At 62.6% G+C, this 14569-nt stretch carries 16 protein-coding genes; 11 read left to right on the top strand and 5 right to left on the bottom strand.

Annotated features, from left to right (window positions below; genetic code table 11):
* Positions 1-38 precede the first annotated feature (38 nt).
* Both BG457_RS06100 and BG457_RS19855 read right to left on the bottom strand, forming a co-directional pair.
* Positions 39-1496 (bottom strand): multicopper oxidase family protein, encoded by a 1458-nt coding sequence (locus BG457_RS06100; RefSeq protein ID WP_071796151.1) that lies wholly within the window; start codon positions 1494-1496, stop codon positions 39-41.
* Positions 1497-1571: 75 nt separating this feature from the next.
* The gene (locus BG457_RS19855; RefSeq protein ID WP_139257573.1) at positions 1572-1946 is read right to left on the bottom strand and encodes a hypothetical protein; all 375 of its coding nucleotides are present in this window, start codon (positions 1944-1946) and stop codon (positions 1572-1574) included.
* 838 nt (positions 1947-2784) lie between these two features.
* Between BG457_RS19855 and BG457_RS19860 the strand changes: the two genes are divergently transcribed.
* The 10 genes from BG457_RS19860 to BG457_RS06160 all read left to right on the top strand — a co-directional run bounded on the left by BG457_RS19860 (position 2785) and on the right by BG457_RS06160 (position 12210).
* Positions 2785-3036: a hypothetical protein gene (locus BG457_RS19860; protein WP_139257574.1), complete on the top strand. Its 252-nt coding sequence runs from the start codon at positions 2785-2787 to the stop codon at positions 3034-3036.
* Entirely contained in the window at positions 3033-4751 is a 1719-nt protein-coding gene (locus BG457_RS06115; protein WP_245770939.1) for a DUF3141 domain-containing protein, read from the top strand. Before BG457_RS19860 ends, BG457_RS06115 begins: the two co-directional genes overlap by 4 nt.
* A complete protein-coding gene (locus tag BG457_RS06120) occupies positions 4748-5425 on the top strand; it encodes a class I SAM-dependent methyltransferase (protein ID WP_071796155.1) in 678 nt (225 codons plus the stop codon). The genes BG457_RS06115 and BG457_RS06120 overlap by 4 nt, the downstream gene beginning before the upstream one ends.
* Positions 5422-7926: a heavy metal translocating P-type ATPase gene (locus BG457_RS06125; RefSeq protein WP_071796156.1), complete on the top strand. Its 2505-nt coding sequence runs from the start codon at positions 5422-5424 to the stop codon at positions 7924-7926. The genes BG457_RS06120 and BG457_RS06125 overlap by 4 nt, the downstream gene beginning before the upstream one ends.
* Entirely contained in the window at positions 7923-8150 is a 228-nt protein-coding gene (locus BG457_RS06130) for a DUF2933 domain-containing protein (protein WP_071796157.1), read from the top strand. The genes BG457_RS06125 and BG457_RS06130 overlap by 4 nt, the downstream gene beginning before the upstream one ends.
* 38 nt (positions 8151-8188) lie before the next feature.
* The gene (locus BG457_RS06135) at positions 8189-9118 is read left to right on the top strand and encodes a WD40/YVTN/BNR-like repeat-containing protein (protein ID WP_139257575.1); all 930 of its coding nucleotides are present in this window, start codon (positions 8189-8191) and stop codon (positions 9116-9118) included.
* Between the two features lie 68 nt (positions 9119-9186).
* A complete protein-coding gene (locus tag BG457_RS06140; protein WP_139257576.1) occupies positions 9187-9855 on the top strand; it encodes a hypothetical protein in 669 nt (222 codons plus the stop codon).
* A 194-nt stretch (positions 9856-10049) separates the two neighbouring features.
* Positions 10050-10556, top strand: coding sequence for a hypothetical protein (locus tag BG457_RS06145; protein ID WP_084657496.1), 507 nt, complete (start codon positions 10050-10052; stop codon positions 10554-10556).
* Between the two features lie 486 nt (positions 10557-11042).
* On the top strand, positions 11043-11363 hold the full coding sequence (gene copM / locus BG457_RS06155) for a CopM family metallochaperone (RefSeq protein WP_425434912.1): 321 nt from the start codon (positions 11043-11045) through the stop codon (positions 11361-11363).
* A gap of 79 nt (positions 11364-11442) precedes the next feature.
* Positions 11443-12210, top strand: coding sequence for a glutaredoxin family protein (locus BG457_RS06160; RefSeq protein ID WP_245770940.1), 768 nt, complete (start codon positions 11443-11445; stop codon positions 12208-12210).
* A gap of 17 nt (positions 12211-12227) precedes the next feature.
* Here BG457_RS06160 and BG457_RS06165 read toward each other — a convergent pair whose 3' ends face one another.
* Together BG457_RS06165 and BG457_RS06170 are read right to left on the bottom strand one after the other, a co-directional pair.
* The gene (locus BG457_RS06165) at positions 12228-12872 is read right to left on the bottom strand and encodes a hypothetical protein (protein WP_071796162.1); all 645 of its coding nucleotides are present in this window, start codon (positions 12870-12872) and stop codon (positions 12228-12230) included.
* A 28-nt stretch (positions 12873-12900) separates the two neighbouring features.
* Positions 12901-13359: a c-type cytochrome gene (locus tag BG457_RS06170; protein WP_084657497.1), complete on the bottom strand. Its 459-nt coding sequence runs from the start codon at positions 13357-13359 to the stop codon at positions 12901-12903.
* Positions 13360-13614: 255 nt separating this feature from the next.
* On the opposite strand from BG457_RS06170, the gene BG457_RS06175 reads away from it, so the two are divergent.
* On the top strand, positions 13615-14043 hold the full coding sequence (locus BG457_RS06175; protein WP_071796163.1) for a YqaA family protein: 429 nt from the start codon (positions 13615-13617) through the stop codon (positions 14041-14043).
* Between the two features lie 47 nt (positions 14044-14090).
* On the opposite strand, the gene BG457_RS19865 is transcribed toward BG457_RS06175, so the two are convergent.
* Positions 14091-14384: a hypothetical protein gene (locus BG457_RS19865; protein WP_139257577.1), complete on the bottom strand. Its 294-nt coding sequence runs from the start codon at positions 14382-14384 to the stop codon at positions 14091-14093.
* Positions 14385-14569: the final 185 nt, after the last annotated feature.

Raw genomic sequence — 14569 nt, forward strand, 5'->3', positions numbered from 1 at the left:
CGCAGCGCGGAGCGCGACACCCGGACCACCGCGACAGATCAGGCCGAGACGACCAGTTCGGTCATCATGCCTGTGATAAGATGCGGCATGTGATGGCAGTGCAGCATCCAGCGCGCCGCTTCGCCCGCGTCAAAGGCGATGGTGACCATCGACATGGGCGGAATATGCACGGTGTCACGCAAGGCACCATTGATCCGTCTTGGCGTGCCGATGTTGTGGCCACCGACTCCCACGACCTGAAACACGTGTCCGTGCAGATGCATCGGATGCGCCATCATCGACATGTTGTGGAACATCAGCTCGACGCGTTGGCCTGAACGCGCCTGAATTGGCACATGCTCGCCCCAGACCCGGTCGTTGATCGTCCAGCGATAGGGTGACATGGTGCCGCCCAGCATGACCATTTCACTGCTGGCAACGGCGCGCTCGGGCAGCGCCGTTGCGTTTTGCAGGCTGGCTTCCTGGGCTAGGTCATAGTCGAATGCCGATACCGCCGCGTCGCCAAGTTCGGGGACGCGCGACACTTGAGCGCCTGCAGTCGCCAAGATGATCCCGGTCCGTTCCCGTTCGCCCTCGCGCAGGGCGAGGATCGGCCAGGCGCCTTCGCCTGCGGGCAGGTCCAGCTCGATATCCAGCCGCTGTCCCATGGCAAAGCCGAAGCGCCGACCGGACAGCGGCACGACCGCGTGGCCATCGACGGCCACCAGCCGCCCCTCGATGGCGCCTGTGTCTATCCAGAACACAGTTGCTGAAGCGGCATTGATGATCCGCAGCTTCACCCGGCCACCGCGCTCGACCCTGACGACTTCGGGGTCAGCGAGCGTGCGGTCATTGGCAAGATAGGCATCGAAATCGATGTCGTTGAGGTCCATTTCCATGCCGTTCATCCCGGCCATGCCGCCATGGTCCATCGCCCCGTGACCCATCGCGCCGTGATCCATGGCCCCATGCCCCGGTCCATGCTCGATATTTGCCATCAGATCGTCGGGCGAGGCGAAGGCGAAATCCTGCAGGATCATCACCACCTCCTGCCGGTCGGCGGTGATATCGGCCTGGGAACGCACGATCAGCGGAGCGGCCAGAAGCTGCATTTCCTGCACCGGGAAATGGCTGTGCATCCAGTGGGTGCCCGCCAGCGGCGCGAAGTCGTAGTCACGCGTCTCGCCCGGACGCAGCGCAGGCATCGGCGCGTCGGGCACGCCGTCCTGATCGTTGGGCGGGATCTGGCCGTGCCAATGGATCATGGTGTCCTGATTGAGCGCGTTGGTCAGCGTGACGCGGAAACGCTCACCAGGATCAAGGATCAGCCCTTGCCCGCCCGCGGCATTCTCCAGCCCGAAGGCGGTGGCAGCGCGGCCATTGATGTCCAGCGTGCGAGTGCCGACGGTGAGGCTGTGGCGAGTTGCGCCGGCTATGGACAGTTGCGGGAGGGAGACCGCCGCAAGGGTGGCGGAAGTGGTCGCCAGAAAACGACGACGCGAGATCGGGAAAGTCATGGGATATGCTCCTGTTTGCCGACGGAATTGTCAGCGATCATGTGCACCGGCAGACATGCCGGACGTTCTATGATGTCAGGAGCGAGGTTTGGGCGGTCTGAGATGCGGAGTCGTGCTCAGCCCGGTCGGGACCTGTTCATTGAGGGCGTGATGCAGGGATACGCCAACGGCAAAATCCATGCGTGGATGTTGCAGGAGCGCCTGCAACGATGACACACAGGGCAAGATGCACATGCCACAATTGGCGTCCGGAGCGTGCCCCATGCCATTGCTGTCAAAACAGCAATCTTTGCGCTCTGCATCTGCTTCATCATACTGCAACAGCACATCCGCGTGATCTGAATGCATTTCTGTTGCGTGGGCCTGCAGCGTGGGCGCCAGCGCCAGAACAGCGACAAGTATCGCTGCGAGTAAAGAACGTATGACGTTGCTGGCAAGAAACCGATGCATGGTATCATGCTAAGCGCAAAATTAGTCGTCGTCCAGCCGCAGCATTCGCCAGGGTTTCAACAAAACCGTGAGCGAGAAACTAGGTCTTTACCCTCCAACGGCTGGAAAGTTTAGAAATGAACCTACAGGGTAGCGCGTTAGTTTGATTTGCATCAATGCGCGACATAACTGAGAAGAATAAGCGTTGCTTAGTGACCTGGACGGGACAATATGATTGCTGCTCGGCACAACAGGAGATCAGGAGCAAGAAGCTGGCGCTTGCTGAGCTGGCTTGTGGTTCCGGTTGTCCTGCTGGCACTCGGGCTCTCTGGTATCCCGGTGGCGGATACGCATTCTGTCCAAGATAGCTCCGAGCATAGCCTGTCCCTCGCGATGCCCGGTGTCGCGGCTGACAATGCGGCCTGCTCCGATGAGTTCGAAACTGCACATGGAAGCGGCTCGTGCGTCCATGTTGGTCCTTGCACAGCCTCTCTGACCGCGAATGCTACGATGCCTGCCCTCGAGGCATTGCCCGTTGCTCGTTTGGGCCTGAGCCAAATCGTCCTTCATTCCGGCATCAATACAATGCCTGCAGGACATCCCCCGAAAGCGGGCTGATCTGTCTGGTTGGGGTGTGGCCGCATTGCGAAGCACTCTCTCCAGATGAGCGGGCAGACCGGGCAGTTGTGGTCCGTTCGCCTGTTTCATGAATGCCGCCGCCCACAGTTCTTCATAGGTTGCAGTGACACCATCTCTGGCCCGGCAGAACTGTTCCGGCTCCTCGCGCAGTTGTCACCGAGCGATCAGAAATCCGAACTGCCGCGATATCCGGAACCTATGCAGCTGAAGGTATTCAGACATGAAGGATACAACCTATGGAAGCTCAGGTGAAAAAACAGCGCATGCATCGTCTTTGAAAGGTTTTGCCGACACGAACGCGATGGTCAGCCACGTTCACAACCACCCCGGCTGCTCAGTTGCGCCCATAAGAATGGTCGTTACTTGCGCACGAATCTGCGCCGGAATGCAGCAGCAAAGATTGCCACCCGACGTCTTGCTGGCAGGGTTCCATGCAAACCACGCCCGCACGATACGAAAGGTTAACCCGTGAACAAGATCACAAAAATCGAGAATAGAACGAGTACGACGCCCGGATCTCCCGGGAACGCTCCTCTGGCGCAGAACATCCCTCCGCCTCCCTCATATGCGATGGACCTGGCGCAACGCTGGCTGCTCTTCCTCGACACGCTGCGTGAGCGGGCGGACAACATGATCGAGCATGAGCGGCAGGGCATGCCGCCGCTTCTGGACTTCGACTTCGAGACGCTACTGGATGCGCGCAGGTTCGACCGGCCGGTGAATTATGCGTTGCTGAAGATCACGCGACATGGCGACGATTGCTGGGACGACTGCGTCGATGCGGCCAAGGCGCCGGTGGTTGTCGTCGATCCGCGCGCTGGCCACGGCCCCGGCATCGGCGGCTTCAAGCATGACAGCGCGGTGGGCATGGCCATGCACGCGGGGCATCCGGTCTATTTCGTGGTATTCTTTCCCGAACCGGTTCCCGGCCAGACGCTCGAAGACGTGCACAACGCTCTGCGCCGTTTCGTCGAGGACGTCGCCCGGCGTCATCCCGGCGCGCCGCCGGTTCTCTATGGGAATTGCCAGGCCGGCTGGGCCGTCGCGTTGCTTGCTGCGGATTGCGAGGGTTGGAGCGGACCAGTGGTGCTGAATGGTGCACCGCTCAGCTATTGGGCCGGCGACACCGCAACAAGCCCCATGCGGACGATGGGCGCACTAACGGGCGGTGCCTGGGCGGCGCATCTACTCGCCGATCTGGGCGACGGGCGTTTCGACGGCGCTTGGCTGGCGCAGAATTTCGAGAATCTTCAGCCGGAAAAGGCGATATGGGAGAAGTATGCGGAGCTTTTCAGCAGGATCGACACAGAGCGCGACCGTTTTCTGGAGTTCGAGCGCTGGTGGACCGGCTATTACAAACTCAGTCGCGAGGAAATCCTGGCCATTACCGGAAATCTCTTCATCGGCAACCGGCTGGAGGCAGGCGAGATGAGGCTGGGCGACGGCTGCACGATCAATCTGCGGCGGATGCGCAACCCGATCGTCGTGTTCGCCTCGGAAGGCGACAACATCACACCGCCGGAACAGGCACTTGGTTGGATTGCGCGCCTCTACCCGGACACCGGCGCCTTGAAGGCTGCGGGACAGCGGATCGTCTATCTGAGGCACCCACATGTCGGACATCTGGGCATCTTCGTGTCAGCGTCGGTGGCGAAGCTTGAGCACCGGGCGATCCTTGAAAGCCTGAACGAGATCGCGGCGCTGGAGCCGGGGCTATTCGAGTTGGTGATCGAAAACCCCTCCGGCGACCCCGACTGCCACAAGCCCGCCTTCTCGGTGCGCTTCGAACCACGCGATGTCGCCGACCTGGCCGGTACTGCTGAGGATGCGGGTCTTGCGCAGGCGGCGCAGGTCAGCCGGATCGGCGAGGCGGCATATGATCTCGTCCTCGGTCCGTGGATTCGCGCGGCGACTACCCCGACGAGCGCCTCGGCACTCGAGGCGATGCATCCGATGCGCTGGAGCAAGATGATGTTCTCGGAGCGATTCAATCCTTGGATGGGATTCGTCAGGACAGCGGCAGCGACGTTGGCCGACGCGCGTCAGCCACTGCCCGAGAATGCGCTGGAAATTATTGCTGAGCGGAAATTGATCGTGGTCACAGGAGCGATGATAGCGGCGACGCGAAAGTCGCGCGACGCTTGGCTGCGGCAGACGTTTCTTACGCTTTATCGGGCGTGGTCATGAGCGCGCGCCCCACCTATACCCCCGCGCTGGGGCTGCGGGTGCTGACGCCGTTCTATGACGCGGCGATTGCAGCCTTCACGCGTGCGCGGACATGGCGCCCGCACCTTGTCCGGCAGATCGCCCCGCAGGGGGGTATGCGCATTGTCGATATCGGCTGCGGCACCGGCACACTGACCCGTGCGCTCAAGCGCGCGGCGCCGGGTGCGACGGTGATCGGCGTCGACCCGGACGCGCAGGTGCTGGCAAAAGCCCGCCTCCGCGCCATCGCTGCGGGGGCGGAGGTCACCTATGTCAAGGGGTTCTTCGACGATGATTTCATCGCTGCACATGGCCCCTTCGCGGCGGTCACCATCTCGTTGGTCCTGCATCAGGTGCCGCTTGAAGGCAAGGCCGCAATCCTGCGCAGCGCGTTCAGGTCGCTGGCACCAAGCGGACGGTTGCATATCGCCGATTACGGAGTGCAGCCAGGTCGGCTGATGCGCTTCGCGTTTCGCAATACCGTCCAGCGGATCGACGGGTTCGAGGACACCGAACACAACGCTCGCGGCGTCCTGCCGGATTTGATGCACGAGGCGGGCTTCGACAACGTCAAGGAGACAGCCCTGTTTCCCACCCCTTCGGGGGCGATCACGCTGTTTCAGGCCGAGAAACACATCACAGGAGAACTGCCATGACCACAGATGTCAATCGTCGCAGCACTGTCGCGACCGCCACGCTGACCATTCCCGGCATGGGCAGCGATCACTGTGCCGGGATCGTGCGCACCTCGCTGGAACGCCTTGATGGGGTGCAGGACATCCAGACCAGCATTGCCGCGCATCGGGCGCGGGTGCGCTATGATGCGGGCCGCCTGAAACCCGTCGATCTGCGGGCGGCGGTCGAGCGCGCCGGATATGAAGTCGAGGATGCGGGCGGCGCGGGCGGCCCGCAAGAGGTGTGGCTGACCGTGCCCGGTATGGGCAGCGACCATTGCGCAGGCATTGTGGCGGACTCGGTCCGCCGCCTGCCGGGGATCGAGAAGCTCGACACCAATATCGGCAATCACCGGCTGCGCGTGTCCTTCGATGCGGGGCAGACCGACGCGCAGTCCATCCGCGCCGCCGTCGAGCGCGCGGGCTATGAGGTCGATGCGCTCGACGAAAGCCGTGCGTCCGACCATGACAGCGATGCAGCATCAGAAGATCGCTACCTCGCCCGCGCCTGGAAACGGCTGTGGATTGCGGCCATCCCGGCCACGCTGATCATGGTGCTGATGGGCCCCCACATGTTCTGGCAGCCGATCCCCGGCTACCTGGCCATTGTTGCGGTGCTCGCCTTTCCGGTGGTGTTTCTCTTCGGCGGCTGGGCCACGCATGTGTCGGCCTGGCGCTCGCTGACCAACCGCACGGCGAACATGGATGTGCTGATCTCTATGGGCAGTCTGCCGCCCTATCTGATCGGGCTGGTCGGGTTCATTTATCCGATGACCTCCTTCATCGAGATGGCGGCCACCATCATGACCTTCCATCTGATCGGCCGCTATCTGGAGGCCCGCGCCAAGGGCCGCGCCAGTCAGGCGATCAAGCGGCTGATCAAGATGGGCGCTAAGACCGCCGCTGTTCTGCGCGACGGCGCGGAGGTCGAAGTGCCGGTGGCCGAGTTGCAGCCCGGCGACATCATGCTGGTGCGCCCCGGCGCCAAGGTGCCCACCGATGGCGAGATCGTGGATGGCAACAGCCATCTGGACGAATCCATCGCGACGGGCGAATCCGTGCCGGTGGAAAAGGGGCCGGGTGATGCAGTGATCGGCGCCACGATCAACAAGGAGGGGCTCTTGCGGGTCCGCGCCACCCGCGTGGGCGCAGATACTTTCCTCAGCCAGGTGATCAGGCTGGTCGAAGAGGCGCAGGGCTCCAAGGTGCCGATTCAGGAATTCGCTGACCGGCTGACGGGGTATTTCGTGCCCGCCGTGCTGGTGATCGCGCTTGGCACATTCGTCACATGGCTGAGCTTCGACGATGTCTTCCGGCCCATCCTGCATTGGGGCGCGGGTTTCCTGCCCTGGGTTAACCCAGAGATTTCGCCGCTGATGGGCGCAACCCTCGCCATGATCGCCGTGCTGGTCATCGCCTGCCCCTGCGCGCTGGGGCTGGCCACGCCGACCGCATTGATGGTGGGGTCGGGCATGGGGGCCGAGCGCGGTGTCCTGATCCGCTCGGGCGAGGCAATCCAGACGCTCAAGGACATCAAGGTCGTGGTGCTCGACAAGACCGGGACCATCACCCGCGGCCAGCCCGCGCTGACCGATGTCCATGCGTTGGACGGCTTCGATCAGGCGCAGGTGCTGCGCGCGGCGGCCTCGGTCGAAGCCGGGTCGGAACATCCGCTGGCGCAGGCCATTGTCGCCGGGGCGCGCGAGCGCGGGATTGATGTGCCCGAGGTTACGCAGTTCAAGGCCCTGACCGCGCGCGGCGTGCAGGGACTGGTTGACGGGCAGGTGGTCAGGGTCGGCAGCCGACGGCTGCTGACCGAAGTCGGGATCGCCCCCGAGGCACTGGAAGAGCGGCTGGTCGCGCTGGAAACCGAGGGCAAGACCGCGATGCTGGTCGCCATCGGCGAGCGTGCCGCCGGGCTGGTGGCGGTGGCCGACACGATCAAGGAGGACTCAAAAGCCGCCATCGCCGAGATGCACGCGCTTGGCATTCATGTCGTCATGGTCACCGGCGACAATGAACGTACCGCGCGCCATGTCGCAAGGCAGGTCGGTCTGGACGAGGTGATGGCCGGTGTGCTGCCCGAGGGCAAGGTCGAGGCCATCCGCGCGCTGCAGGACAAGCACGGCCAGCATGTCGCCATGGTCGGAGACGGGATCAATGACGCCCCCGCCCTGAAACAGGCCAATGTCGGCATTGCCATCGGCGCAGGGGCCGATGTCGCGATCGAGGCGGCGGATGTGACGCTGGTCACGGGTGAGCTGACCCGCGTGGTCGAGGCGATCCGGCTGTCCAAAGCGACCTTCCGCAAGATCGTCGAGAACCTGTTCTGGGCCTGGTTCTACAACCTTGCAGCGATCCCGGTGGCCGCATTGGGTCTGCTGCACCCGATGATCGGCGTCATAGCCATGACCGCAAGCTCGCTCTCGGTGATCGGCAATTCGCTGCTTCTGAAACGCGCGAAACTGGAGGTCAGGAAATGACGGATCATCCGAAACCTCCACAACCCGAAGGCGGCGGGATCGCCGCGCTTGTGCGCTCTCGTGCCGGGTGGGCGGTGTGCATCCTGCTGGCCGTCGCGGGGCTTGGGCTTGCCTTTGAACACCGGGTGCATCTGGCCGCAAGCCTGCCCTTTCTGCTGCCGCTGGCGATCTGCCTTGTCATGCATGTTTTCATGCATCGCGGGCATGGGCGCGGCGGAGATTGACGGCCATGTGTCCCCAATTGACTACGGAGAATGACAGAATGAAACACACCACCAAAACCACCTCAACCACGACCGGATCTCCCCGCCGCCGCATGATCATGGCCCTTGGCCTGGGGGCTGTTGGTCTGGCCGGGGTGCTTGCCTTTGGGCTGGGTTCGGGCGCGCGCGCCGAAACGCCGCTGGCGGCCTTGCTGGCGGGAACGCATATCCACGGTCTGGCGGTTGACCGCGCAGATCCCAGCCGCCTGATGATTGCCACCCATCACGGGCTGCATGCGCTTGATATCGACAGCGGGCTGACGGTGCAGGTTTCTGACCACCGCGATGATCTGATGGGCTTTGTCGCGCATCCTGCGGAACCTGCGGGTTTCCTCGCCAGCGGCCATCCGGCGCGCGGCGGCAATCTGGGTGTCATTGCCAGTTCGGACCGTGGCAAGAGCTGGGTGAAGCTCTCGGACGGGGTGGACGGGCCGGTGGACTTTCACCAGATGGATATCAGCAAGGCCGATCCGGCCGTGGTCTGGGGCAATTATGGCGGGCTCCAGCGCAGCCGCGACGGTGGCGCGACATGGGAGATGGTGGCGGATGCGCCAGTGGGGCTGATCGATATCGCGGCCTCGGCGGCTGACCCCGAGAGGCTCTATGCCGCCACTGAGGTCGGGTTGTTCGTCAGTGCTGCCGATGCCGAGGGGTGGCAGCGCGCGCACCCCGCGCAGGCGCCGGTGACGCTGGTCGAGGTCACGCAGGACGGTATCCTGCATGCCTTCATCTTTGACGAGGGTCTGGTCCGCCGGGCCGAGGACAGCGCCGAGTGGGAACGCCTGCACCCCGGCTTCGAGGATCGCTTCCTGCTCTATTTCGCTGTCGATCCGCAAGCGCCCGAGCGCGTCTTCACCGCCACCCAGCACGGCGAGGTCCTGGCTTCCGAAGATGGCGGGCGCAACTGGCGCCAGCTGGGGATCGATTGACACCGCCGCGTGCGTTGGGATTGGCGCGCGCGGCCTTCACGACCAACCCTGAAGAACGGAGAGACACCATGTCAACCAGATCCAGACTGACCGGACTTCTTGCCGGGACCGCGATATTCGCAATGGCCCTGGGCGCTCCGGCGCAGACCACCGATGACGACCACGCCGCGCACCACCCCGAGGCCGGGGCAACCGCGCCCGAGGGCGACATGCCCGGCACCGGTGCCCCTGCGATGGACGGCATGATGGGCATGATGACGCCCGAGATGATGCAGATGATGATGCGCATGATGGCAGAGGGCGACATGCGTGGCGGCGCGATGGCCGAGGGCACGCCCGGCGGCGGTATGATGGGCCAGGGCATGATGGATGACGGCGAGATGGCACCTGGCAGGATGGGTCGCGGAATGATGCGCGGCGACATGATGGGCATGGATGGCATGTCCGCAGGCCCGATGATCCGGAGCGGCCCGCAGGGGCATATGGGGGGCCACGGTCTTGGCCCGGACCTGCTTTATGGGATGCCGCAGGCCGCCCCCGCCGAGATGACCCCGGCCCGTGTCGAGACCTTCCTGTCGCATCTGCTGGACCACCACGCCAATCCGCGCCTCAAGATCGGTGAGATCACCGAGGCGGATAACGGCAGCATCATCGCGGAAATCGTCACGGTGGACGGCGCGCTCGTCCAGCGCCTCGCCTTCAACCGCCATCCCGGTCTGTTCCGGCAGATCGACTGAGGCGCGCAGGACACTAAGAGCAATCTGGCTGTCGGCGGTTCCGTCGCCGGTGGTCACCCTATCGGAAAGGACAGGATCATGAGGAATGACAGCATGTATGGTTGGGCTACGGGATTGCACTGGATCTGGATGCTTGCCATCCTGCTGCTGGTCGGTCTGGCGATTGCCGCGCTGATCAAATATCTGCTGAAATAGTGCGAAACGCCCTGCCCGACACCCAGAGCGGCGCGCGCCCGCCGGGCCTGTGGGAGGCGCCGGAACTGCCCGTCGCGTTCTTTTCCTTTCTGCTGCACTTTGTCTGGGAGTTCGTGCAGGTGCCGGCCTTTGCCGGTATGGCCGAAATGGGGCATTGGGAGGCGATCAAACTGTGCCTGTCGGCAACCATTGGCGATGTGGGGTTCGCGCTGACGGCCTTCTGGGTGGCCTGCCTTGCAGCGCACAGCCGCGACTGGGTGCTCGAGCCCACAAGGTTGCCGCTCGGGCTCTTCCTGGTCGTGGGCATCCTCCTGACCATCGGTTTCGAGTATTACTACACCAATGTCAGCCTGCGCTGGAGCTATTCGGAACTGATGCCGCTGGTGCCGCCCTTCGGCACCGGGCTGACCCCGATCCTGCAATGGCTGATCATTCCCCCGCTCGTGGTCTGGCTGTCCCGTCGCCATCTTCTGGGTGCCCGCGCGATACGCGAGGGTGGGCAATGATACGCGAGCCTGCCGCGATCTGCTGCGTCCGCATTCATCGCCGGAATCGCAGGTCTGATCGTCCACGGCGCGTAGATGATGGGGCAGGGTGGACTCGGCATCTTCCTCTGGTTCCAACCGTAGAGCTTCTTGTCCTTCCCTTGGCAGAAAGCCCCATCTGTCAGCGCATCAGATGGAACCAAGGTGGGTCTCATGCAGTTGCATGTAGAAACTATGGTCTGCGACCGCTGCGTGCGCGGTATTGGCCCTGCAATCCAGAGAATGGACTCTGCCGCCCGCGTCGAGGCCGATCCACCCGCGCGCAAGCTTCAAACTTACGGAGCGGTCCGCCAAACCCGGCGCGGTATTTCTGCCCGTGCTTGCCTCCGCCGGTATTGACGCCAGAACTCAATGAAGAGGACACGAATGAAACTCAGGAAACTTCCCGCTGTCTTCCTGTTCGGCACCGCCCTTGCTGTAGGTGGGTTGACTTATGCTCAGGCTCAGATGGATCACGACGGTATGGATCATGGCCAGATGGACCATGGTGACCACGGGGACACCAGTGACGATCCGGTAATCGCGGCCTATATGGCTGTGAATGACGTGATGCATCGCGACATGGCCATCGAGTTCACCGGCGACGCTGATGTGGATTTCGTGCGCGGCATGATCCCCCATCATCAGGGCGCGATAGACATGGCCAAGGTGGTATTGGAATTCGGCTCTGATCCAGTAATCCGCGCACTGGCCGAGGAAGTCATCGAGGCGCAGGAAGCCGAGATCGAGATGATGCGCGCCTGGCTTTCTGAGCGCGGCCATGACTGAGTAAAACTGGCGGGACGGGTCACTGTCCCGCTGCATCCTGCCCCTGTCAGAACAGTCCGGGCGATCCAGGGAGAAGAATATGCGTGATGAAATGAGCAAGCAGGCACGCCTCTACCGCATGGTGACCCCCGAGCACCGCTGCCCGTTCGGGATGAAGACCCTCGATCTGCTGAAACGTGAGGGTTTCGAGGTCGAGGATCATCCTCTGCGCTCGCGGGAAGACGCTGACGCTTTCAAGACCGCGCATGGCGTAGAGACGACGCCGCAGGTGTTCATCGGAACTGAGCGGATCGGCGGCTATGAGGATACGCTGCGCCACTTGGGCAAAGCCGCGCCCGATGACGATGCGACGAGCTACACCCCGGTCATCGCACTGTTTACGATGGCCGCCGCTATGGCTTTGGCAGTCAGCTGGGCAACCTATGGCAGCTTGGCCACGATTGCCGCCGCCGAATGGTTCATCGCGATCAGCATGTGCCTGCTCGCGCTGCAGAAGCTCAAGGATATCGAATCTTTCTCGACCATGTTCCTGAACTACGACCTGCTGGCACAGCGCTGGGTGCGCTATGGCTATTTGTATCCGTTTGGCGAGGGGCTGGCGGGCATCCTCATGGTCGCGGGCGCGCTGATGTGGATTTCAATTCCCGTGGCTCTGTTTATCGGCACGATTGGCGCGGTCTCGGTCTTCAAGGCGGTCTATATCGACAGGCGCGAATTGAAATGCGCCTGCGTGGGCGGCGACAGCAAAGTGCCGCTCGGGTTCGTGTCTCTGACCGAGAATCTGATGATGATCGGTATGGCTCTGTGGATGCTGTTCAAGCCGATGGGCGTTGGCATCGGGTCTTGAGGGGGGTGCCTTGCAGCTTACAGCAGCGCGGCCAGAACGGTGAGCAACAATGCCTGCGCTGCGAATATCACCAACGCGGCGAGGATCAGGACTGGAAACGGTGCTGCGCGCTGCCCTCGAGTCAGGACCTGCCCGACCAGCGCCATATGCAAGGGCAGCGCGCTGACCAGCGTCGCATAGAGATAGACGCCCGACAGGTTCGCAAAGCCTGCCGATTGCGCCAGCGTCGGGCCGGTGACGCGCAGCGCCTGCACTGGGTCGCCGCCAAACGACCCGAACAGCATCGCTGAAGCTGGGTAGATCGCCAGATGCAGTGCGACAAATGCCCCGATCCGGGCGGGGATGTCGCGTGCAAGCGCGGGCAAGGGCGCAATCCGCCGCGCGCGCAAACGCGCGAACAGGATCAGCCCCAGTGCGTTGACGACAAAAACCACCGGCAGGCCGTTCGTGACGATCTGGCGCGCAAACCGCCCCAGCGCCGGACCCGCTGCCCACAGATGCGGCCCCAGCCCGGGGGCGAGCGCGATATAGAGCGCCAGCACTGGTGCAAAACCAGCGAGGCTGAGCAGAGCCACATTGCGGGCAAAACGAGTGAACGGCAGATGCACAGAAAAATGCCGGTCAAGCCATGCAAGGAGGTCGCGGTCCCGGTCGTTTGCCATATGCGCCTCCTGCGATCGTGACCCAGAGCTATTCGGTGCTCTCTGCCGCTGTGCGCTCCGCCTGAATTTCCTGTATCCGCGCGGGCCAGGTGGAGCGGATGAAGGCGAGGATCGCCTCGATCTCGTCATCGCGCAACACATCGCCAAAGGCTGGCATGCCGGAGTTGAAGGCGACGCCCAGATCATCAAGATACGCCTGACCGCCGTGCTTGGTATACGCGAACAACATCTGATCGCCATGATGCCAGGTATGTCCTGTCTCGTCATGCGGGGGCGCAGGAAACCGGCCATCGGGTCCGGAACGTTGCCAGTCCGGGGCGCCTTCCAGATCAGCACCGTGGCACGCGGCGCAATGCTGATCATAGAGCGCGCTGCCCAATCCCAGCTCATCCGAGAGGGCTGCTCCGGCAGACATGAAAGCCATCGCGCCGAAAATTGCTGCCAGTCCTGCGCCAGTTGCGCTCTGCCATGTCATGATGGTCTCCATCGAATAGCCTCTTTGCACTCAGTAACCTGTGCAGCACCGATATCCGAGCCCTCAAACCCTTTCGGTCACTCAACTAACTGCGATGCGTGAAGCCACGCGAATGGCACAAGAGCCTGAACAGCGCATTGGGTTGCAGCAATGCTGCGATAGAGCGGACCGGGCCGGTGGGGTGCGATAGCGCAGCGTTCCAGGGTCCGTATTTCCAGAGTTCACACTCCAGAGGCGACCGTTCGAGCTGAAAAGGATTGCCTGCAGATGATTGCGCTGAGTGGTTTGTTTCTCGCGGCCTTTGTCGCGGCCACTTTGCTGCCCGGTCAATCGGAAGTCGTGCTTCTGGCCATGGTGCTGACGCAATTGCATCCGGTCTGGTTGCTTGTGGGCGTGGCCAGTGTCGGGAACGTGCTGGGATCGCTGGTCAACTGGGCGATGGGACGCTTCATGATGCGCTATTCCGGCCATAAGCGGTTTCCATTCATGGCTGAGCAAATTACGAAATCGCAAGCGTGGTATGGCCGCTGGGGCTGGATGAGCCTCTGGACCTCATGGGTGCCGGTGATCGGCGATCCGCTGACGCTGGCCGCCGGGATCATGCGCGAACCGCTCTGGCGGTTGCTGCTGATCGTGACCATGGCCAAGGCCGGGCGCTACATCATTCTGGTGATGATCGCGCAGGCGGCTATTTGACCATCCAGGCTGGCTCTGATGATGTAACCGCTCCCCTTTGTGAATCCTCACAGACCCACCTTGGCACAAAGATGCCGTCGGGGGGCGGTTACATCATCAGAGCCCACCAGAAGGGTTTTCAACTGGTTGATCGACAATCTGCGGTAAGCGACCATAGGGAATGGAATAAGGGCTGCACCGATACCGCCGCAGCCCGTTGGTTGCCATGATGTGATCGCCCTCAACAGAGTCAGCCCAAGGCCAAAGAATCCAACAATCTTTGAACCGTGTTCGCAAAGGAAGAAGTCGCCTGCGGGCTGAGGGATACAGAATGCCGCCAGCAGGCAGTTCGCTCGGTTCATGTCAGACCAGTCGGCTGGCTTTGGCCACCTACCTTCACGCAATAGGAGGTGGATACCCTACATAGCGGCGTCGCGTAGGGCAAGCATTTCACGCACAATATACGGCGGTTAGCATAAAATAAACACCCATAACCGCCGCAACCTGCCCTTCACCATAATGTCCGGTAAGTTTGCATTATCGGACG

Origin of the sequence: Natronohydrobacter thiooxidans, from assembly GCF_001884735.1 — a bacterium.
In the GTDB taxonomy this organism is placed as follows: domain Bacteria; phylum Pseudomonadota; class Alphaproteobacteria; order Rhodobacterales; family Rhodobacteraceae; genus Roseinatronobacter; species Roseinatronobacter thiooxidans_A.

Coding starts and splice junctions, on each gene's coding strand:
- BG457_RS06100 (WP_071796151.1), bottom strand. CDS start 1,496: ATGACTTTCCCGATCTCGCGTCGTCGTTTTCTGGCGACCACTTCCGCC.
- BG457_RS19855 (WP_139257573.1), bottom strand. CDS start 1,946: ATGCATCGGTTTCTTGCCAGCAACGTCATACGTTCTTTACTCGCAGCG.
- BG457_RS19860 (WP_139257574.1), top strand. CDS start 2,785: ATGAAGGATACAACCTATGGAAGCTCAGGTGAAAAAACAGCGCATGCA.
- BG457_RS06120 (WP_071796155.1), top strand. CDS start 4,748: ATGAGCGCGCGCCCCACCTATACCCCCGCGCTGGGGCTGCGGGTGCTG.
- BG457_RS06125 (WP_071796156.1), top strand. CDS start 5,422: ATGACCACAGATGTCAATCGTCGCAGCACTGTCGCGACCGCCACGCTG.
- BG457_RS06130 (WP_071796157.1), top strand. CDS start 7,923: ATGACGGATCATCCGAAACCTCCACAACCCGAAGGCGGCGGGATCGCC.
- BG457_RS06135 (WP_139257575.1), top strand. CDS start 8,189: ATGAAACACACCACCAAAACCACCTCAACCACGACCGGATCTCCCCGC.
- BG457_RS06140 (WP_139257576.1), top strand. CDS start 9,187: ATGTCAACCAGATCCAGACTGACCGGACTTCTTGCCGGGACCGCGATA.
- copM (WP_425434912.1), top strand. CDS start 11,043: ATGGATCACGACGGTATGGATCATGGCCAGATGGACCATGGTGACCAC.
- BG457_RS06160 (WP_245770940.1), top strand. CDS start 11,443: ATGCGTGATGAAATGAGCAAGCAGGCACGCCTCTACCGCATGGTGACC.
- BG457_RS06165 (WP_071796162.1), bottom strand. CDS start 12,872: ATGGCAAACGACCGGGACCGCGACCTCCTTGCATGGCTTGACCGGCAT.
- BG457_RS06170 (WP_084657497.1), bottom strand. CDS start 13,359: ATGGAGACCATCATGACATGGCAGAGCGCAACTGGCGCAGGACTGGCA.
- BG457_RS06175 (WP_071796163.1), top strand. CDS start 13,615: ATGATTGCGCTGAGTGGTTTGTTTCTCGCGGCCTTTGTCGCGGCCACT.
- BG457_RS19865 (WP_139257577.1), bottom strand. CDS start 14,384: ATGAACCGAGCGAACTGCCTGCTGGCGGCATTCTGTATCCCTCAGCCC.